We start from the raw sequence: 20,409 nt of genomic DNA on the forward strand, positions 1-20,409 counted from the left end.
TCTGGCGCTTATCACTATTCACTTGTACCGTTTTTTCACCTCCCGTGAAAAACGAGTGGACGCGAAAACCACGTCCACTTCGATTTGGTTTAATATATTATACGACAGACTCGATAACCTTTGCAACCTTTTTTGCCAAAGTATCAACCTGCTCGCTGTTGCGCCCCTCAACCATAACGCGCACCAGTGCCTCTGTGCCCGACGGACGCACCAAAATACGACCCTCACCCTGAAGCTCTGCAGAGGCGCTGTCAATCGCCTCTGCCACCGGCGGCAGCTGCTGCAGTGTCGCCTTTTTGTCATTCGGCACCTTGACATTAATCATGATCTGCGGCCACGGGATGACCTCTGCCGCAATCTCAGAACACTTTTTCCCGCTTTCCTTGAGAATGTGCATGAACTGCAGCGCGGTCAGCTCGCCGTCACCGGTCGATGCATATTCCAGGAAAATAACGTGACCCGACTGCTCTCCGCCCAGAATATAGCCCTTCTGCAGCATCATCTCCAACACATAGCGGTCGCCTACATTGGAGCATTCGATGCGCATATCATTCTTTTCCGCATAGGCATGCAGACCCATATTGCTCAGCACAGTCGCAACGAACGCCCCGCCGCGCAGCTTGCCTTCCCTCTTCATACGGGCAGCGCAAACTGCCATAATACGATCGCCGTCGAGCTCCTCGCCGGTCTCATCGACAATCAGGCAGCGGTCGGCGTCACCGTCAAATGCAACGCCAAGATCAAAATTTCCGTTTCTGACGCGATCTTTAAGCTGACCCAAATGTGTCGAACCGCAGCCTGCATTGATGTTGACACCATCCGGTTCATAAAAACGGATTTCTGCCTTGCATTCCACCAAACGCATCAATCGCTCGACCGTGGTCGAGGAAGAACCGTTGGCACAGTCAACCGCAACGCGAAGGCCGGACAAATCTCCCTTAATGGTATCCGCCAAATGATCGGTATATTCAACCACGGGATCAATCACGCTATGCAGCACGCGACCGAGTTTTTCATGCGTCCTTTTCGGGATGGACTCATAATCGTCGATTAAGTCTTCCACCTTGGCTTCAATTTCGTCAGACAGCTTATATCCGTTGCCCGCGAAAATCTTGATGCCGTTGTACTCAAATGAATTGTGGCTTGCCGAGATGACAATTCCGGCATCAGCCTTGTGCTTGATGGTCAGATACGCGACCGCAGGGGTCGGAATCACGCCAAGCAATTCCACATCTGCGCCAACCGAGCAAATGCCGGCAACCAATGCGTTTTCCAACATATCGGATGAAACGCGTGTATCCTTGCCGATCAGCAGCTTAGCCTTGCCCTCGTGCGTGGACTCCTGCGTCAATACATATGCTGCGGCAGCGCCAATTTTGAAGGCGAGCAGCGCATCCAGTTCGACGTTTGCCACACCGCGCACGCCGTCCGTTCCAAAATATCTACCCAATGAAAACACCTAACTTTCTATTCTTTACAGCGGCCTAGAGAATCTGTTGTCCATCCGCCGGTTCCAGTTCCAAGTGGCGATATGCCTGCATCGTCGCGCAGCGTCCGCGCGGCGTACGGTTTAAAAAGCCGATCTGCATCAAATACGGCTCACACACATCTTCGAGTGTGATTGACTCTTCTCCAATCGTTGCGGCGAGAGTATCCAGCCCGACAGGGCCACCGCTGTAATTGAGAATAATACTTTTCAGCATACGCCGGTCGACGCTATCCAGACCCAAATCATCAATTTCGAGCGCGTGCAGCGCCAAATCGGCAATCTGCTTGTCAATCGTACCATTTCCGCGAACCTGCGCAAAATCACGCACACGGCGCAACAGCCGATTTGCAATACGCGGTGTTCCCCGCGAGCGACGCGCAATCTCATGAGCGCCTTCGTGCACGCACGGTACATTCAAAATGCCGGCTGAACGCTCTACAATGCTGCACAGCTCCTCCGGAGAATAAAGCTCCAACCGAAATACCACGCCGAACCGATCACGCAGCGGCGAAGTCATCTGCCCTGCACGCGTGGTTGCACCTATGAGCGTAAACCTTGGCAAATCCAAACGGATGGACCGCGCGGACGGCCCCTTGCCGATAATAATATCAAGCGCATAATCCTCCATCGCGGGGTAAAGAATTTCCTCTACACTGCGATCGAGCCGATGAATCTCGTCGATAAACAAAATATCATTTTCCGAAAGATTTGTCAATAAAGCCGCCAAATCTCCCGCTTTTTCGATTGCAGGACCGCTGGTTACTCGAATATTGACGCCCATTTCAGCGGCGATAATGCCTGCGAGCGTGGTCTTACCGAGACCCGGCGGTCCATACAGCAGCGTATGATCGAGCGCCTCACCGCGCTGCTTGGCCGCTTCAATATACACTCCGAGGTTTTCCTTGACCTTCGTCTGCCCGACATAGTCGTCCATCGTTTTAGGGCGGAGCGAAACGTCGGTTTCATCTTCTTTCAGCTGACGGCTTGAGATAATACGTTCGTCATCAGCCATACCGCCCGAAAATTCGATACTCAATGCTCCACTCCCTTACTGCGCGGCTAGTTTCTTCAGGCACTGCCGGATAATTTCATCTGCCTCTAAATGAGCAGCGTCTAGACCGCCCATTGCACGCAGTGCTTCGGCTTGACTATATCCGAGCACCATCAGTGCCGCTACCGCTTCCTGCGTGTGATTGATGCCGCCATTGGCCGTCATCGCAGCTGCGACAGGTGACGCACCGGATGCTGTTTCCAGCTGTTCACGGCTCATCTTATCTCTCAGTTCTAGTATGACACGCTGCGCAATCTTTTTGCCGATGCCAGGTGCCTGCGTCAGCAACTTTTCATCTTCCGTAATGATGGAAAGCGCCAAACGGTCAGGCGGAGCCACCGAGAGGATAGAAAGCGCCGCCTTCGGCCCAACGCCCGATACACTGATTAACATTTGAAAACAGCTTAACTCCTCATCATCAATAAATCCGTATAATTCAAAAATATCCTCACGCACATTCAAATGTGTCAATAAACGTGCCCGCGTGCCGATTTTTAATTTACCAATTGTATGCTGCGATGCATGGCAGGCATAACCTACCCCGCCGCAGTCGATCACGGCAAGTCCCTGCTGAAGCAGCGCAACCGTACCATCAACGTAATAAAACATAGTTTAAACCTCAAATAATTTGGATTGCATTGCGTGCCCGTGGCAAATCGCCAGTGCAAGTGCGTCTGCCGCATCATCAGGACGCGGTATTTTCGCCAGACCCAACATGTTTTTTGTCATCTCCATAACCTGCATTTTTTCCGCCTTGCCATAGCCGACAACCGACTGCTTAACCTGACTTGGCGTGTAGGCGATCGGATGCAGCCCCTTTTGCGCCATCGCGAGCAGAATTACACCTCGTGCCTGCGCAACCTGAATGCCGGTTGTGATGTTGGTATTGAAAAACAGTTCCTCAATTGCCGCCGCATCCGGGTGAAAGGTATCAATCAGCGTGCACATATCGTCGTAAATTTCAGCAAGCCGCAAATGCATCGGCATGCCGGATTTGGTTTTGATTGCGCCGTATTGAACCGGCGTAAACCGAAGCCTGTCATATTTGACAACACCGTAACCTACCGTGCCGTAGCCGGGGTCTATTCCTAAAATCGTCATATTGGCAAATCATCTGCTCCTTATCCAAGATATTGTACCATGTTTCGATACGTCATGCAAGGCACAAAAAGGCGGTGCCTGACGGCACCGCCCGCTGTTATTGATGGTTTTTGATACGTTCTGCGGCGAGTAGAATGCCCGCCTTGCCCGAGGAATACGTCAGTCCGCCCTGCATGTAGCACACATACGGCTCGCGCATCGGCGCGTCAGCGGAAAGTTCAATTGAAGCACCCTGCACGAACGCGCCTGCCGCCATAATCACCTCATCCTCATATCCGGGCATTGCCCAAGGCTCAGGAGTGACAAAGGAGTCGACCGGCGCACCTGCCTGAATCCCCTCACAGAATCGGCGCAGTGGCTCTGGCGCGCCGAAGGCGATGGTCTGGATGATATCGTGCCGCGGCTCTTCTGCCTTAGGACTGACCTCATATCCCAGCTTCTCCATGATTTTGGCACAAAAAATTGCGGTTTTAAGTGCCTGTGCCGTTGTATGCGGCGCCATGAACAGTCCCTGATACAGCAGCCTGTTCTGGCCCATCGTGCAGCCGCACTCTCCGCCGATGCCGGGTGCAGTCAGCTTATATGCCGCGTTTTCAACAAGATCGGCGCGGCCAGCTACATAACCGCCGGTCGGCGCAAGTCCGCCGCCCGGATTTTTAATAAGCGAACCCGCAATTAAATCTGCGCCCACCTGCGTCGGTTCTATGGTCTCAACGAATTCGCCGTAGCAGTTGTCCACCATGATGACAGCCTTCGGATTGACCTCGCGCACCACATTGCATACTTCGCCAATCTGCGCGCAAGACAACGTTTCACGCACCGCATAACCGCGGCTGCGCTGAATAAATACCAGCTTAATCGACGTATCCTGTGCCGCCTGCGCGATTGCCGGCAGGTCGGGCAGACCGTTTTTCAAGTCTACCTGCTTATAGCCGATGCCATAGTTCTTCATGCTGCCGCACATATCACCCGTGATTGTATTTTGCAGCGTGTCATAGGCTGGGCCGGTGACGGAAAGCACCGTATCTCCCGTCTTGACTGCAGAAAACATCGCGCACGACAGCGCATGCGTGCCGTTGACAATGCCGATGCGAACCAGTGCAGACTCCGCTCCAAAAATATCGGCATAAATGCGGTCGAGCGTATCGCGGCCATGGTCATCATAGCCGTAACCTGTCGTTCCGGCAAACAGATTATCGGATACACGGTTCTTTGCAAAGGCAGCAAGTACCTTTTCTGTATTATGGTCACACGTTTCGTCTAAACGCGTAAAATATGGCATAATTTCGCGCTCAGCCTGTTGACCGAGCGCGTAGATTTCCTCGGAAATTCCCAAATAGTTTGACATTTATGATTCTCCCAATACCGATACACCATTCGGAAGCACAAATAGCGAAGCGTCCGGTGTCTCAGTTTGTAATTCGCTGACCGTCACCTGACGAACCAACACGCCTCCCTTGTAAAAAGAGGCGGTTTTCAGCAATCCGCTTGATGCGGAAATATAATATACGCAATGCATGCCTTCAAGGTCAAATTCAACGCGGATACAGGGCTCCAAATCCACATCTTGCCGTGCCGCTGCAGTGATGGCAACGGTGTCGCTCAACACATCCTCGTACGACGGCATCATCGCCGCGGCATCCCCGCTAAAATCACCCCAGACGCCTTTGTAGAACCGTGTCTCCCCCCGATCCCATGCATAGACCGCATCATTTGCCTGCAGAAGTGTTGACAGCACCTCCGCATCACCGGAAAGCGTGTCGATGCGCATTGCCTCATCGCGTACATACTGCCGGCAGGACAAGGACGAGTCCCCGCCCTGATACAACAGTTTGTTTTGAATCAAACAGCTGTATTCATCCGGGCGTATCAGCGATGCGATGATTTGCTTGGCATTCTGTGCATCAATCTCAACCGAAGCAACCTGCTGCGCGGTCAGCTGAGGGGTATCCGGCGAGATGGTCGGCGCGGTGCTTTCGCCCGAAGGAAGCACCACATTGGTCTCACGTCGGTGCAGAATGCCAGAGGAAAACAGGTAGGTCAAAAACAGGATAAAAACCAGCACGCCCGCGCCGATTGACGCGAGCATGGGGGTGTTTAATTTTTTGACTCTTTTGTTTTTCATGACATAAACGGTTCCGGGCCGTCCTCCCGGCGGCCAAAGTACTGCTCAATCGCCTGGATGATGCGCGCGGAGGTATTACCGTCGCCATAGGGATTGACCGCATGCGCCATTGCGGCATATGCATCCGCATCATCAAACAGTTCGCGCGCCAAACGGACGATGTCTTTCTGCTCCACACCTGCAAGCTTGACCGTACCAGCCTCAATCGCCTCCGGACGCTCAGTCTCCTTACGCAGCACAAGTACCGGTTTCCCAAGGCTCGGCGCCTCTTCCTGCAAGCCGCCGGAGTCCGTCATAATGAGATAGCAGCGCGCCATCAGATTGTGCATTTCGTCAACCGTCAGCGGATGGATAAGGTGGATGCGCTCATTGCCGCCAAGAAATTTTTCAGCAGTTTCACGCACATAGGGGCTTAAATGTACCGGATACACAAAGTGCACATCCGGATAAGCTGCAGAAAGCTCTGCAATTGCGTGGCAGATATTCTCCATCGGTTCGCCGTAATTTTCTCGGCGATGTGCGGTCACAAGCACCACGCGGTTCTTTTCAAAATCCAGCGTTTTCAGCTGCTCATCCCGGAAGGCAAAGTCGTCCTTTACCGTCATGTGAATTGCATCTACTACAGTGTTGCCGCAGACGAACACACCATCCTTGATGTCCTCGCGCGCAAGATTATCGCGGTTGCGCGGAGTCGGCGCAAAATGCAGCGACGCAATCTGACCAGTCAATTTGCGGTTCATCTCTTCCGGAAAAGGTGAATACTTGTCATAAGTGCGCAGTCCGGCTTCTACATGTCCAACCGGGATTTTGTGGTAAAACGCCGTCAGCGCACCGGCAAAGGTAGTCGAGGTATCGCCGTGAACCAGTACGATATCAGGCTGAGCATGCTCAAGCACCTCGTCTAATCCATGCAGGCTCTTTTCAGTGATGAGCGCAAGCGTCTGACGCGGCTGCATGATATTGAGATCGTAATCAGGCTTAATATTAAAGATTTCAAGCACTTGATCGAGCATTTCCCGATGCTGTGCTGTCACGCACACAATTGACTCGGTGCTTTCGCTCTGCTCAAGCGCATGGACAAGCGGAGCCATCTTGATTGCTTCCGGACGTGTGCCAAACACCGTCATAACTTTAATTTTGTTCATCATCTTTCTCCTTTTGCTCTGTCTCATCAGGATGATCCTTATGCTTGTCCCTTCGGAAGCCATGCTCCGCACCGTAGATAACGCACGCACCTACGATGGTAGCGGCGATAACGGCAAGCAGCAAAAAAATAGCCTTTACTTCGCCGGAGGAGGTCAGCACCACCGCAGTTAAGCCAAGCGTCGCGCTGATTGCATACAAAATTGCGACTGCCTGTTTTTGATTAAAGCCCATATCAATCAGCTTATGGTGCACATGTCCGCGATCCGGACTCATCGGACTGCGCCCTTCCGCTAAACGCCGGATAATCGCCGATGCGGTATCAAAAATGGGCAGACCAAGGATCAGGAAGGGTACTGCAAACGAAATGACCGCATAAAACTTGAATAGACCCATGATCGACATGGTCGCAAGCATATAACCCAGGAAGGTCGACCCGGTATCTCCCATGAAAATCTTTGCGGGATTCAAATTATAGGGCATAAAGCCGATGCACGCGCCCGCCAGTGCGCCCATTGTCACCGCAATGGTCATATCCCCCGTCAGCAAAGCGACAGCCAACATCGTGATTGCCGCAATTGAGGACACGCCGACCGCCAGACCGTCCAGTCCGTCAATCAGGTTGACCGCATTGGTGATGCCGACAATCCACAAAATCGTAACCGGAATTGCAAGAATACCCAGATGAAAATAAAGATCATCCGAAAAGGGGTTGAGATTAGTGAACAGCTTAATCTGCAAATCGCCGATACAGACCGGAATGGCAGCGGCAATAATCTGCACCACGAACTTAAACTTTGCTCCCAGCGCCATGATATCATCAAAAATGCCGAGTACAACAATAATAATCGCGCCAAGCAGCACGCAGAGCATCTGAACATTGAGCCGCCCGAAAATCAGTACTGCCGCGAGAAACGCGAGGAAAATCGCAAGCCCGCCCAGCCGTGGAATCGGCTCTTTATGCATGCGCCGCCCATCCTTAGGCACATCAATCGCGCCAACTCTGTGCGCAAATTTTTTCACATGCGGCGTAAAGAGATAGGACAGCACGCCGGCTACCAGAAAGGCACCGACCACATATCCAATCACAATATATTCTGACATACTATTTCCTCTCCGCAAGTCAGCGCTTTACAAAGCCGACCTTTCTGTAAACCTTATCCAGGGTTTTGCGTGCCACATAAGCAGCCTTCTGCGCACCCTCGGTATAGACCTGCTCAAGATAATCCTTGTTCTTCAGCAAATCCTCGGTACGCTCACGGATCGGACGCAGCAGCTCCACGACCGCCTCACCGACCGCGGGTTTAAAGTCGCCGTAGCCTCTGCCTACAAACTCTGCTTCCACCTCGGCAACGGTTTTTCCGGTTGCCAGTGCATAAATCTGAATCAGGTTCGACACGCCGGGTTTCTCCTGCGGATCCATAACGATGCGAGCGTCAGAATCGGTCACAGCACGCTTGAACTTACGCATGATGTCCTCCGGCTTATCCATCAGCAGGATAAATCCGTTTTCATTCTCATCCGACTTGCTCATTTTCTTGGCAGGGTCGGCAAGGCTCATGACCTTGGCGCCCTCGCCCGCTTTGGGAAAGTATCCTGTGGGCATGGTGAACGTACCGGGATGTGTGTTGTTAAAACGAGCCGCAATATCGCGGCAAATTTCGATATGCTGACTCTGGTCTACACCTACCGGGACCAGATTGGCCTGATAAAGCAGAATATCCGCCGCCATCAGTACCGGATAGGTAAACAGGCCGACATTCACATTATCTGTATGCTTTGCGGATTTATCCTTGAACTGCGTCATGCGGGATGCCTCGCCAAACATAGTGAAGCAGTTGAGCACCCACGCCAACTCGGCATGTGCCGGAACGTGGCTTTGAATGAACAGAATGCTTTTTTCCGGGTCAAGGCCGCAAGCAATGTACTGTGCAAGCACTTCAAGCGTTGCACGGCGCAGTGCAGCAGGATCCTGATGAACCGTGATTGCATGCATATCGACTACGCAATAGATGCAGTTGTATTCTTCCTGAAGAATCGGGAAATTACGGATCGCACCCAGATAGTTGCCGAGCGTCAGCTTGCCGGAAGGCTGCACGCCGGAAAAGATTGTTTGCTTCTGATTATCGCTCATATATCTTACTTCCCTTACACCAATAGTTTCAGTTACAAAGGCATCGGGCATACTGCCCCATACTTAACTGCTATCATATCACAGTTTTTTACTTTATGCAATTATAATTCCCAATACCCCTTGTTGACAAGCACTTCGTACACACGTTATGATAGACGGAGAAAGCGAGGAGACGGCATGGGAAAATATCTATTAGCGCTCGATCAAGGCACAACCAGTTCGCGCGCGATTCTGTTTGATAGTGAGCAAAACATCTTGGCAATCCGACAGCACGAGCTGACCCAGCACTATCCGCATGAGGGTTGGGTTGAACAAGATCCGATGGAAATTTGGTCAACGCAATACGCAGCCATGATGGAAGTGTTGGCTGTGAGCGGTGTATCATCTGACGAAATCGCCGGTATCGGCATCACAAATCAGCGCGAAACAACCATTCTATGGGACAAAACAACCGGCCGCCCGATTTACAATGCAATCGTCTGGCAGTGCCGCCGCACGGCTGATATTGTCGACCGATTGATGGCGGACGGATATTCCGATCATATCCGTAAGGTGACAGGACTCGTCCCCGACGCCTACTTCTCCGGCACCAAAATCAAATGGGTGCTCGACCACGTCGAAGGCTCTCGAGAAAAGGCGGCACGCGGTGAAATCCTGTTTGGCACGGTCGATTCATGGCTTGTTTGGAAGCTCACCGACGGCAAGGTACATATAACAGACGCAACCAACGCTGCACGCACGATGATATTCAACATTCATACGCTAGACTGGGATGATACGCTGCTCCGCGCACTTGACATTCCGCGCGCCATGCTGCCTGAGGTGCGCTCCTCCAGTGAAATCTACGGGTATGCTTCGCTTCCCGGCTGTCAGACGCCGATTGCCGGTATTGCAGGCGATCAGCAAGCAGCGCTGTTTGGGCAGACCTGCTTTTCCGCAGGTGATGCCAAAAACACCTATGGTACCGGCTGCTTTTTACTGATGAACACCGGCACTACACCCTGTAGCAGTCAAAATGGCCTGCTGACGACAATCGGCATTCAGCTTGATGGAGAGACCCAGTACGCGCTTGAAGGCAGTGTATTTGTTGGCGGCGCTGTGATTCAGTGGCTGCGCGATGAACTGCGCTTCTTTTCCGAAAGCCGAGATGCAGAGTATTATGCACAGAAGGTCAGCGATACGGGCGGCGTTTATTTGGTGCCGGCCTTCACCGGTCTTGGTGCGCCTCATTGGGATATGTATGCACGCGGCGCGTTGGTCGGTCTGACACGCGGCACGACTCGTGAGCATATCATCCGTGCGGCGCAGGAGTCGATTGCATATCAGGTGAATGATCTTTTGCACGCGATGGAAGCAGATACCGGAAAAGTCCTCTCCTCTCTGTCGGTGGATGGCGGAGCGAGCCGAGATACATTTCTCATGCAGTTTCAGGCAGACATCTCCGACTGCACCATTCGCCGGCCGGTCATTCGCGAGACGACTGCGCTCGGCGCATGCTATTTGGCAGGTCTTGCGGTTGGCGTATGGAAAAATCGTGAAGAATTGAAGCAACTTTGGCGCTGCGACACGCTGTTCCAGTCCCACATGCCGGAGGACGAGAGAGCGCACCTGCTACACGGTTGGAACAAAGCCGTCGGACGAAGTCTGAACTGGGTGGAGCATTAAGCGAATGCTTCCAAAATAAAAAAGAACGGTCTTTAAGGCCGTTCTTTTCTTTTGCGGAGAATTCCGTAGGGATGCACAGCAAACGGAAACCGAAAATGCACACGCATTTCGGGGCGATTGAACAAGTCTAACACTTCCCCATCATCATTGACAGCCTGATCCGCGGTGAAACGATAGGGTTCATGACCAGGCTGCATCAGCTCCAGCGTTTCTCCCTTGAAAAAGCGATTCTTTAATACAAATACCGCATTTCCGTCCTCATTGGTCTGAATCGGCATGCCCACGACTTCCCAATCCCGGATGTACTGACTGTCTTCATAGTGCTGACCGTTTTCTTCATTTCCAAAATAAAAGCCGGTATAGTAATTGCGATGGCTTATTTTCCCAATTTCCTCCACAGCGTCACGCGGAGTCACAAATCCCTCTGGCTGCTCGAAATAAGCGTCAATTGCGCGGCGGTAAGCGCCGGTGATGCCTGCAGCATAGTATGCGGTTTTGTTTCTGCCCTCAACCTTGAACGAGGTCACACCGGCCTTCACCAATTCGGGAATATGCTCAATCATGCACAAGTCCTTTGAGTTGTACAGATATGTTCCGCCATCGTCCTCAGCGACCGGAAAATACTCACCGGGGCGCTTCTCCTCCATCAGTGCATATTTCCATCGGCACGGCTGCGCACACGCGCCCTGATTTGCATCCCGTCCGGTCAGGTACTGCGAAATCAGGCAGCGACCCGAGTAGGAAATGCACATTGCACCGTGCACAAAGGCCTCGATCTCCAATTCTTTCGGCGTGTTGGCACGGATTTCAGCGATTTCGGTCAGGCTCAGTTCGCGAGCCAGCACGATTCGCTCCGCGCCCAATTCCGCCCAGAAGTTTGCGGCTTCGTAGTTCAAAATGCTCGTCTGTGTACTGATATGCAGCGGAACCTTCGGAGCATGCCGCCGTGCCATGCGCAGTACACCTACATCCGCAACAATCAGTGCATCCGCTCCCGCATCCTGCAAAAGCTCCAGATACGCCGGAAACGCCTGTAAATCAGCGTTAGACGGCATAATGTTAACTGTGATATAGCATTTTACACCATGCGCATGCGCATACGCAATGCCCTGCCGCAGGGTATCCTCATCAAAATTGGTAGCCGCTGCGCGCATTCCGAATCGCTGCCCCGCCATATATACCGCATCTGCCCCGTACGCCACGGCGTAGCGCAGTTTCTCAAAATCGCCCGCGGGCGACAGCAGTTCAGGTTTGTTCACTCTTATTCTCCTGTTTTCTGCGCTGCCTCGGCAAATGCCGCATTTGCACGCGCGATATTGTCATTCTGCTCGTCATTCGAAGTCGCAAACAAATGCGAACCATCCGGCATTGCGACGTAATAGCAGTAATCATTTTCTTCCGGGTTCAGCGCGGCCTGAATTGATTTCATACCGGGATTACAAATCGGTCCGGGCGGCAGTCCGCGCTGTGTATAGGTGTTATACGGCGTGTCCTTCTCCAAATCAGCCTTTGACAATTCGCCGCTTGTCCGGCCAAGACCGTAAAGCACCGCAGCATCCACCTGCAGGAACGGGAACGCATCTGCATTGTTGAGTCGATTGTAAATAACGCCGGCAATGCGGTCATATTCATCATCCTTCTGCGCCTCGCGCTCAATCAGCGAAGCAATGGTGATGATGTCGCGCATTGAGCGGTTCATTTCATCTGCTTTTTCCTGCATCTCGTCGGTGAACTTTTCATCAAAATTATTCAGCATTTTATTGATGGTGCTGACCACTGTACTGTTACCCTTGTAAATCTCATAAGTGTCCGGGAAGAGATACCCTTCCAACCAGCCTTCCTTCGCGGGCTTTTCGTCCTCCAGGAAAGTGTGTTTAAAGGAGTATTCATTCAGAGCCTTGTCGGCGGCGTCTTCCGTGCAGACATGATTGTCCAGCAGCAGCTTTTTAATCTGTTCGACGGAATATCCCTCCGGAACCGTAATGGTGATAGTATCCTTGCTTTCCGACTGTGTTAGCGCACGAATGACCTGTGTATAGTCCATTTTAGGATTCAGCATATAGTCACCGGCCAGCACACTCTGATTTTTGCCGGTAATGTTAACAAAGAGCTTAAAAACCGAGCCGTAGTGCAGCACACCCGCATTGTCAAGCTGCTCTGACAGATCAGCGATCTGCGCATTTTGGCTGACGGTAAACGGTACATTCGCATCTTCCGCCACAAAAGCAAACACATCGTTTGCAACAAAAATCGTCACCAGTGACAGCACAATTGAAATGCCGAGCACTGCAATCACATATACAACCGTACCGGCACATCCGCCGTTTTTCCGTCTGCGGCTACGCCGACGATAGGGCTGTTCCGATGACTGAGATTGGTTCGTATTATTTTCCATCGTTTACACCTCGAAAATCCGTTCTATCAAATCCAGTGCAGGATTGCCTTGACGATAAATGCAAGCACAAAAACAAGCACACCCGGGTTGCGCGCTAATAGGATTGTATCGGACCAGCCGCCGCCTTTTCGAAAGCGCGGAATATAACCCTTTGCAAGCAGGCTTTCTGCCGCCCGCAGCGTCAAATACAGGAAGAGCAGCAGCAACAGTCCGTTAATGGCCGCGAAATAGTCCCAAATGCCAAAAGCGGCATATGTATCCGTCATCCATACCACTGCAAGATAGTAGATATTATTCACCGCATGTGCTAATACCGCCGGCCAAATACTACCGAACGAATATGTCAGATACGCGTATGCCATACCCGCTGCCATCGGTCCGGCAAAATTCATCATATTGCCGTGCAGCATCGCAAACGCGAGGCCGCTGACAATAATACATGACGAAGTACCGGCCAGTTGTTCGTTTGCCGAAAACAGCGCTCCACGCAAATATAGCTCTTCCAAGACCGAGGAAAGAATCACAATAATTAAAATTCGCCCCACGGCATTCAGCCCGGTCTGCGGTGCGTTTAGCGCCGTCGCGGTGAGGTCAGCTCCGGTCATGCCTGCAATCTGGTACACCAAAAAATTCAAGAACAACGACAAAACCGCCACCGTAACACCTAGTTTAATTGTCAATCCCAGCGCACCCCTAGGCAGCTTGCGCGGACGAAGCCGCATGGTCTCTAACACTTTGTGGTCCGGAGAAAGCCGTGTCAGCAGCAGAGTAGGCACCAGAAACGAGGCGAGCTCCGCTGCAAACAAAGCGCCCACGCCTCCACCAAATCGAGTTGCCAGTTCGCCGGAGCCAATCAGCAGGCAAAAGCAAAGAAACAGGGATAATCCGGGCAGTAATTCAATTTTCCGTTTCATCGGCTCGCACCACCTGACTTTCGGTAATAATGAACTGACAGCTTATGTCATGTACTTCCTTTGGCAGACGCTCCACCAGTCGGGCAGATGCGCATAATGCCGCTAAAACTGCGCTTGTTTGAGGCAGATAACGGTCATAATATCCTCCGCCATATCCCAGACGGACTCCCCTGCGGTCGCAGGCCAGCGCGGGAATCAGGCACAAATCAATCTCCTGCGGCTGCACGATCGGCGCTTCTGCCGCCGGCTCTAAAATGCCATAGCGATTGGAAGCGCACAGTTCATCCATTCCGGAAATGCGGTGTGCCGTCATATCTCCGCCCGCCTGACAGCGCGGGACGCACACGCTTTTCCCGCTCGCCCATGCGTCTTGCAGGATAGCAATGGTATCAATCTCCTCCGGCGTAGAAACATAGATGAAAATTGTTTGTGCGTTCCGGTAGCAGCTGCTCCCGAGCACCTGTGCCGCGATGCCTTGATCGATGTGTTGCTTATCCGCCGCCGCAAGTGCGGCGCGCTCATGCTGAAAGCGGCGGCGCAGTGCCGTTTTATCAGGCATGATGGACAACTTCATCGGCAATCTCGCGTGCCTTCTGTGCGCCACACAGAGCACCAATCAGGGCGCATGAAAAATCCAAGGCTCCTCCGACCGCACGACCTGTAATGATGCGGCCATCAACTACGCAGTTGCGGTCAAGCGGGATGGCCCCGCTCATGCCGTCTTCCATCCCCGGGAAGCACGTTGCCTTTTTGCCCTGCAGCAGACCCATACCCCCTAGGATGACAGACGGTGCAGCACAGATTGCAGCTACGTACTTTTCTTTTTCCACGCAGTCGCGCACCGCCTGTTTGACGCGGTCGTCCGCATATAGGTTCCGCGTACCCGGCATACCACCCGGTAAAACAATCATTTCGGCTTGGTCGGGGTCAAATGCATCTATCGAGCAGTCCGTTGAAACCGAGATGCCATGCGCACCGCTGACCGTTGTGCCGGTCACACCAACCATGCTGACTGCAACGCCGGCGCGGCGAAGCAGGTCAACCGTTGTCAAAGCCTCGATCTCCTCAAATCCTTCTGCAAGTAATACATATACCACAGTTGTCACCCTTTCAGTTGAGCATTAAATTCATATACCCGCAATCCGAACGGATTGTACCATACCATTTGGCGCAGCCCAGCGCAGCGGCACTGCCGATGGTTGTAATGATCAGTTCATCAACGCCGAGAAGGTCTAGCAGTCCTTGCGCACGCACATCAGTCAAGCCCATCGCTTCCTGCGCCGCATCCTCCCAACAAAACGCATATGCTGTAAGTTCATTGCCATCAAACCAACCGAATACACCTTTTCCAAGCGTGTCAAACAGCTTCATTTGCCGTTTCCACTCAGCCGCATCCCGCAGGACTGCACAATCACCGCGCGAGCGTTGATAGCAGACCTCAAGTGCCGGAATATCACACTCGCGCAAACGGCGCGGCAGAATCCCTTTTTGCTCATCTCGAACCTGCGTGCGCGAAACATAGAAGGCAGACTCATATCCGAAACGTCGATAAAAACCGAAAAGCCATTCCTCTGCCGGAATCAGGATGGAGGCCACTCTTCCGGCCGCTCGATCCAGTTCAAATGACCGTTCCAACAGCTGTGCCATCAGCCCCTTACGGCGGTGAAGCGGCGAGGTGCACGCCCCATAAATATAGGTCACTTCCCCCTCGTCCGATCCGACCGCAATGCGATACGGCAGCATCTGCAGCATGGCACACAATTCACCATTCTGCTCGTACACCAGGGTTTGTTTAACTGAAAAAATGTGCTGAAAAAAGTAATCGTTAAATCCGCTTTCATCTGGAAAACAGGCTTCCCACAACTCGCGAACCGCTGTGCATTCCGAATCCCGCGCAAACCGTATCATAGCGTCGTTCCCTTAACCACAGCAGCATTTTTCACGCCGCGCATAATCGGATAATAGGACTTTTTTGCCTTGCGCAGTCCTTCTAATCCCAAATCTTCCTCGCGGTTGACATATTCCACTTCATCGCAGTTTCGCAGCACGAATTGCTGATTAATCATCTGATACGCGCCGGCGATATCGTGATCCGCCTTTTCAATCTGCATAACGTACATATCATCCGTCGCGCGGCAGCCGAGCGTAAACGCGATGACCTCGCCGTCTAGCCGAAGAAGTCCACCGCGGATATTCAACGCTGAAAAGTTTTCAAGCTCCAGTACAATCGCGCAGGTTTCTCCTTCAAACGATGCATTATGCATGCAGCCGTTTTGCCGACACCACTTCAGGTGAAATGCATAGGCGTCTTTGGTGTTTTCCGGCGTGATGTCCTCATAAGACCATCGGCCTTCATAAGCCGCAAGAAATCGATTAACCAGATTACGCTTGGTCTGCAGTTTTTTGCCGGACAGAGTACGCAGCTTTTCGGCCAGATAAATATAATCGTCCCCATCCTCATTTTCGTGCAGAAAATCATATCGACCGGGACAGACCGCTTCAATGCGGTCAATCATCGGATCTGCAACGGAAACCATGACAAACGGAACGCCGCGATCAGCTGCATCCTCTTCCATAGCGTCTAATGCTGCCTTCAAGTCTCCCTCACCGATTGGAGCAAGGTAACGCTCCTCTTCGGTGTCCATTGTGTTCATCTTCACAAGCAGAAAGCCGTCCAAAAAGCAGATTTGCGTATTATAATGGCCGCGCCAAATAAATAAATCGACAAAGCAGTGTTCACAAAGATGATAGTTGTACTTCGCTGCGCAGGCTTCTACCGCCTGCTTGTCCTCTAAGGTAATAGTTCTAAACGGTAATTGCATGATACACTCTTTTCTTAATGGTTCGCCGCCTCCGCACGCAGCGACTGATAATGTACTCTTACTTGAGCAGCCTTTCCGCAGGACATTTTCCCCTCTGTACATGCGCCGTCCACGCAGGCAGGTCCGCAATGTGAAAACAAGGTCGGTGCAACCGCATATACCAATCGGTACATCTCCTCCGCCAACGCGCGAATCTCCCACTGCGCACGGTTACAGCAGCGCAGGGCAAAGAAATTCTTGAGCGAGCGTGCATTTGCAGTCATGACAATCCGCGTCGCGCACGCATTGGGCAGTACATAGCGCGCATCTTCAATCGCACGCTTCTCCGCCTGACTTTTTGCCTGCTTTTCAGGCACCCCCGCGCCCAGCAGTTCCTGCAAATACCCCTCCATCAGCGTAGCGGTCAGCGCCTCATAGGTACGCTGATCATTCTCCATGGCTTTCACAAATTGTTCCCGCGCCGCAGGGATTTTATCAATTTCAGGCGGCACAATATATTCAAAACCCTTTTCTCGAACGTACCGCTGCGACTGAACGGAGTACGATGCCATACGATGCCTGGTAATCTGAGCGAGCAGCGAGCGAGACACGCCCTCAATCGCAAACGTGAACGATGCGTGTTCGATTGGACTTTCATGTCCAATATCGGATAGCATTTGCATAAAGCTTTCTGTTTTTTCATCCGTCAGGCCATCCAGAATGCTATCCACATTGGTGGATGAGTAGCAATTTTTTGCCGCAGCCGCCACCAGTCGCTCCGGATCAGGCGTATACGCCAACAGTTTTACATTCATTTATGCGTCCCCTTTCGGACAAACAGTTTTTCCTTGATTACCACCAGCATAAACAGCGGGAGCTTCATCATACGGCCCAAACGGCTCGGCTGCTTGAGCAGACGATAAAACCACTCCAAACCCAGTTTGATGAAAATATCCGGCGCCCGCTTGGCCACCCCGGCAAATACGTCCAGCGAGCCGCCCAGTCCGCAAAATAGCGTCGCATGAATATCTTCCATGTGCTCAGCGATGAATTTTTCCTGCTTGGGCGCGCCCAGACAAACGAAAACCACGTCTGCACCACCGCAATCATTGATGGCGCTGACAACCGTCAGCGGGTCTTTAAAATAGCCGTCATGCGTTCCCGCAAGCACCAGTCCGGGATATTTGGCACAAAGATTCGCACCTGCGGTCTCCGCAACACCCGGTTTTGCACCGACGAGAAAAAGCCGCATTCCTTCCTTCGCCATTGCAGCTACCAGTGCGTCCGCAAAATCAATGCCGGCAACCTTGCCCTGCAGCTCTTCGCCGAGAATCTTTGCGGCGTAAATTACGCCGATTCCGTCCGGCAATACAAGTGCCGCGTGGTTGACAATATTACAAAACGCAGTGTCCTGCCTGCAAAGATCTACAATTTCCGGATTGGGCGTAACAATATAGCCCTGTTGGCGGGCTCGAATGCGTCCCATTGCATAATCCACTGCCTGCGGCAGCGTGATTGAATGGAAGTGAACGCCCAAAATCGAAGCGGTTTTCATAACTCCAGTTCTCCTGTCATTCCTGCTGATGAACATTCCAAATCTAGTTTATTATAGCAGATTCATGCTTCGCTTTCAAGAATCTCTTTATTCCATCTAAATCTCCCGTCATAAGACGTTCTTTTCGTCATGACTCGCTACGGCTCAAAGCCTTATTATGCGCTGTATATGGTAAATCAAAACGCAGAGCGAGAAATTAAGCCGGACATGTTTCCAGCAGAGTGCTCGCATAAGATTGATTCGAAAAGGACAACCTTTCACTATATCCAAATATGAAAGGTGGTAGTCACATGACCAATCTGCAATGTTCCGTAAATTCCTGCGGCAGCAACAAGGAAGGCTGTTGCTGTCGTCCTTCGATTAAGGTTGCCGGCCAGCAGGCACAGGCTTGCTCCGACACCTGCTGTCATTCCTATACCCCGAAGTCAGATGCTCCATCGAATAGCGCTGATTTCGAACGTCCCAACCTCTCACTTGAAATTGGCTGCAGCGCATGCAACTGTGTGCACAACGATGGCCACAAGTGCGGTGCGGACTGTGTTTGTGTGAAAAACGGTTCAAGCGGCACCGAGTGTGCAACATTTAAGTCAAACTAAATTCCCGGCGGGGTCACCCGCCTACATGACAACACTCCAACAAAGGAGGTAATACTATGTCCTACGTCAGCCCGAAGATTCGCCCGCAATTTGAGACACTGTCCATTGAACTGAAAAATGAAATTCTCTCACGAGATGTACGTCTTGAAAATCTATTTGATTTAATTGCGGTACTCGACCAAATTGTAGCCGACAATTAAAAAATCAAAAACCCCGGGTATTCATCCAAATGTGAATACCCGGGATTTTTTTATGATATAAAGTTTATTGTATCAAGAAGAAATACTGTCAACGGCTTCTACTTAAGAACGGCACCTGCTTTGGGTAATGCGTTAATAAATGCACTCCTTCACCGCATCGGCAAAAGCCTGCACATTTTCGGTGCCGCCTTCAAAGAAATGGTCGGAGTGGGAGATGATATAGCCGCCGTTCGGGCAGCACTCAAACAGCTCACGCACCATTTTGCGCACAAGCACAGGATTTCCGCGTTCAAAACCCAGTCCCTGATCAAAGCCACCGACGAAGCACAGCTTATCTCCGATGCGGCGATTGGCCTCGGCAAGATTACAATCGCCGCCCATGCCAGGCGGTGTCATCGTCTCGAGCGCGTCCGTACCGTTCTGTGTCACCATTTCCAACAACGGCATTAGGCCGCCGCACAAATGATAAACCACCATTGCGCCCGCACTGTGAATCGCTGAGATCTGCTTCTGATCATAAGGCAGGCAGAATTCCTCGTGCATGGCCGGGCTGATGACCGTGGACGAGCCGGCGCCGCCGCCGCATTCGACCAAATCCAGCTCGATTTTTCCCGAGCGGTCGATGACCTCAAGCTTCTTTTTCAACAGGCTGTCGAGGCAGCCGTGCACCCAATCCGGCTCGTCAAACGTGTCGTAAATGCACTGCTCCACATCCCGCATGTAGCCGACAAAGCTTTGCCACGGGCTGCCCTGTCCGAAGTCGAACAGCGAACCGCGTACAATGCCCCGATTGCCCAGACGTTTTTTCGCCTCGACAATTTCACCCCAGTCCATATAGGCAGGCAGCGGCACATGGCGGTTCCAAATCTCGAAATCCTCCTGCGTCTGAATCGGCAGGCGGGTCACCCAATCGGTGTAGCGGTTGGCCGCAAATTCGGTTACCAGCTCGCCGTCCGGCGTAGTGACCGTATCGCGCCATGCGCGCACACCCTCCTCGTCCGTCGGCAGCTCCTCACGCTGTATCTTCCAGTTTTGGAAAGCGTCCGATGCATATACCGGTTTGGGATTTAGGTAAATCACCGGATCCATACCGAAATAGTCGTATGCTTCCCACTGGTCACGGCCATTCAAATAAGTATTGCGATAGTAATCCATCCAGCTGTGCACCTGACAGGGCAGCCGGTCGGGCTTTCCATTGTGCAGAGCGGTCAGCAGTCGTTCTCTTCCTGTCATACTTTAC

The 20,409-nt window shown here is 52.1% G+C and carries 22 protein-coding genes; 3 read left to right on the top strand and 19 right to left on the bottom strand.

Annotated features, from left to right (window positions below; genetic code table 11):
- Positions 1-97 precede the first annotated feature (97 nt).
- From glmM to trpS, 9 genes are all read right to left on the bottom strand, one after another.
- Positions 98-1,450, bottom strand: coding sequence for a phosphoglucosamine mutase (gene glmM, locus QOX26_RS11855; RefSeq protein WP_283675194.1), 1,353 nt, complete (start codon positions 1,448-1,450; stop codon positions 98-100).
- Positions 1,451-1,484: 34 nt separating this feature from the next.
- Complete coding sequence (ruvB, locus tag QOX26_RS11860) at positions 1,485-2,525, bottom strand: Holliday junction branch migration DNA helicase RuvB (RefSeq protein ID WP_283675195.1); 1,041 nt, start codon at positions 2,523-2,525, stop codon at positions 1,485-1,487.
- Between the two features lie 12 nt (positions 2,526-2,537).
- Complete coding sequence (gene ruvA / locus QOX26_RS11865) at positions 2,538-3,149, bottom strand: Holliday junction branch migration protein RuvA (RefSeq protein WP_283675196.1); 612 nt, start codon at positions 3,147-3,149, stop codon at positions 2,538-2,540.
- Between the two features lie 3 nt (positions 3,150-3,152).
- Positions 3,153-3,641 (bottom strand): crossover junction endodeoxyribonuclease RuvC, encoded by a 489-nt coding sequence (ruvC, locus tag QOX26_RS11870; RefSeq protein WP_283675197.1) that lies wholly within the window; start codon positions 3,639-3,641, stop codon positions 3,153-3,155.
- A gap of 97 nt (positions 3,642-3,738) precedes the next feature.
- Entirely contained in the window at positions 3,739-4,989 is a 1,251-nt protein-coding gene (locus tag QOX26_RS11875; RefSeq protein ID WP_283675198.1) for a methionine gamma-lyase family protein, read from the bottom strand.
- Positions 4,990-5,766: a hypothetical protein gene (locus QOX26_RS11880; RefSeq protein ID WP_283675199.1), complete on the bottom strand. Its 777-nt coding sequence runs from the start codon at positions 5,764-5,766 to the stop codon at positions 4,990-4,992. It lies immediately after the preceding gene.
- The gene (wecB, locus tag QOX26_RS11885; RefSeq protein WP_283675200.1) at positions 5,763-6,911 is read right to left on the bottom strand and encodes a non-hydrolyzing UDP-N-acetylglucosamine 2-epimerase; all 1,149 of its coding nucleotides are present in this window, start codon (positions 6,909-6,911) and stop codon (positions 5,763-5,765) included. Before wecB ends, QOX26_RS11880 begins: the two co-directional genes overlap by 4 nt.
- Positions 6,898-8,013 (bottom strand): glycosyltransferase family 4 protein, encoded by a 1,116-nt coding sequence (locus QOX26_RS11890; RefSeq protein ID WP_283675201.1) that lies wholly within the window; start codon positions 8,011-8,013, stop codon positions 6,898-6,900. The genes wecB and QOX26_RS11890 overlap by 14 nt, the downstream gene beginning before the upstream one ends.
- Positions 8,014-8,032: 19 nt before the next feature.
- Positions 8,033-9,043 carry a tryptophan--tRNA ligase gene (gene trpS, locus QOX26_RS11895; protein ID WP_283675202.1) on the bottom strand — a complete coding sequence of 337 codons (1,011 nt, stop codon included), beginning with the start codon at positions 9,041-9,043 and terminating at the stop codon, positions 8,033-8,035.
- Positions 9,044-9,220: 177 nt separating this feature from the next.
- Here trpS and glpK point away from each other — a divergent pair, with 177 nt between their 5' ends.
- The gene (glpK, locus tag QOX26_RS11900) at positions 9,221-10,708 is read left to right on the top strand and encodes a glycerol kinase GlpK (RefSeq protein WP_283675203.1); all 1,488 of its coding nucleotides are present in this window, start codon (positions 9,221-9,223) and stop codon (positions 10,706-10,708) included.
- 32 nt (positions 10,709-10,740) lie between these two features.
- Here the strand turns inward: glpK and QOX26_RS11905 are convergent, their stop codons facing one another.
- The 9 genes from QOX26_RS11905 to QOX26_RS11945 are packed head-to-tail and all read right to left on the bottom strand — an operon-like array spanning position 10,741 to position 18,373.
- Positions 10,741-11,967, bottom strand: a complete 1,227-nt coding sequence (locus QOX26_RS11905) for a peptidase U32 family protein (RefSeq protein ID WP_283675204.1) — start codon at positions 11,965-11,967, stop codon at positions 10,741-10,743.
- A gap of 2 nt (positions 11,968-11,969) precedes the next feature.
- Positions 11,970-13,103, bottom strand: a complete 1,134-nt coding sequence (mltG, locus tag QOX26_RS11910; RefSeq protein WP_283675205.1) for an endolytic transglycosylase MltG — start codon at positions 13,101-13,103, stop codon at positions 11,970-11,972.
- 26 nt (positions 13,104-13,129) lie between these two features.
- Positions 13,130-14,017: a CPBP family intramembrane glutamic endopeptidase gene (locus QOX26_RS11915; protein ID WP_283675206.1), complete on the bottom strand. Its 888-nt coding sequence runs from the start codon at positions 14,015-14,017 to the stop codon at positions 13,130-13,132.
- Entirely contained in the window at positions 14,001-14,591 is a 591-nt protein-coding gene (locus QOX26_RS11920; RefSeq protein WP_283675229.1) for a 5-formyltetrahydrofolate cyclo-ligase, read from the bottom strand. The genes QOX26_RS11915 and QOX26_RS11920 overlap by 17 nt, the downstream gene beginning before the upstream one ends.
- Positions 14,569-15,123: a DJ-1 family glyoxalase III gene (locus tag QOX26_RS11925; protein ID WP_331488485.1), complete on the bottom strand. Its 555-nt coding sequence runs from the start codon at positions 15,121-15,123 to the stop codon at positions 14,569-14,571. The genes QOX26_RS11920 and QOX26_RS11925 overlap by 23 nt, the downstream gene beginning before the upstream one ends.
- A 4-nt stretch (positions 15,124-15,127) precedes the next feature.
- Positions 15,128-15,925, bottom strand: a complete 798-nt coding sequence (locus QOX26_RS11930; protein ID WP_283675208.1) for a GNAT family N-acetyltransferase — start codon at positions 15,923-15,925, stop codon at positions 15,128-15,130.
- Positions 15,922-16,839, bottom strand: a complete 918-nt coding sequence (locus tag QOX26_RS11935) for a DUF2156 domain-containing protein (protein ID WP_283675209.1) — start codon at positions 16,837-16,839, stop codon at positions 15,922-15,924. Before QOX26_RS11935 ends, QOX26_RS11930 begins: the two co-directional genes overlap by 4 nt.
- A 14-nt stretch (positions 16,840-16,853) precedes the next feature.
- Positions 16,854-17,633, bottom strand: coding sequence for an FAD-dependent thymidylate synthase (gene thyX / locus QOX26_RS11940; RefSeq protein WP_283675210.1), 780 nt, complete (start codon positions 17,631-17,633; stop codon positions 16,854-16,856).
- Positions 17,630-18,373, bottom strand: coding sequence for a WecB/TagA/CpsF family glycosyltransferase (locus QOX26_RS11945; RefSeq protein ID WP_283675211.1), 744 nt, complete (start codon positions 18,371-18,373; stop codon positions 17,630-17,632). The genes thyX and QOX26_RS11945 overlap by 4 nt, the downstream gene beginning before the upstream one ends.
- A 290-nt stretch (positions 18,374-18,663) precedes the next feature.
- On the opposite strand from QOX26_RS11945, the gene QOX26_RS11950 reads away from it, so the two are divergent.
- Positions 18,664-18,969, top strand: a complete 306-nt coding sequence (locus QOX26_RS11950) for a DUF1540 domain-containing protein (protein ID WP_283675212.1) — start codon at positions 18,664-18,666, stop codon at positions 18,967-18,969.
- A 56-nt stretch (positions 18,970-19,025) separates the two neighbouring features.
- Positions 19,026-19,169 carry a hypothetical protein gene (locus tag QOX26_RS11955; RefSeq protein ID WP_283675213.1) on the top strand — a complete coding sequence of 48 codons (144 nt, stop codon included), beginning with the start codon at positions 19,026-19,028 and terminating at the stop codon, positions 19,167-19,169.
- Positions 19,170-19,301: 132 nt separating this feature from the next.
- On the opposite strand, the gene QOX26_RS11960 is transcribed toward QOX26_RS11955, so the two are convergent.
- Complete coding sequence (locus QOX26_RS11960; RefSeq protein WP_283675214.1) at positions 19,302-20,402, bottom strand: uroporphyrinogen decarboxylase family protein; 1,101 nt, start codon at positions 20,400-20,402, stop codon at positions 19,302-19,304.
- Between the last annotated feature and the right edge of the window lie 7 nt (positions 20,403-20,409).

It is taken from the genome of Butyricicoccus sp. Marseille-Q5471 (assembly GCF_951230135.1).
Lineage (GTDB): Bacteria > Bacillota > Clostridia > Oscillospirales > Butyricicoccaceae > Agathobaculum.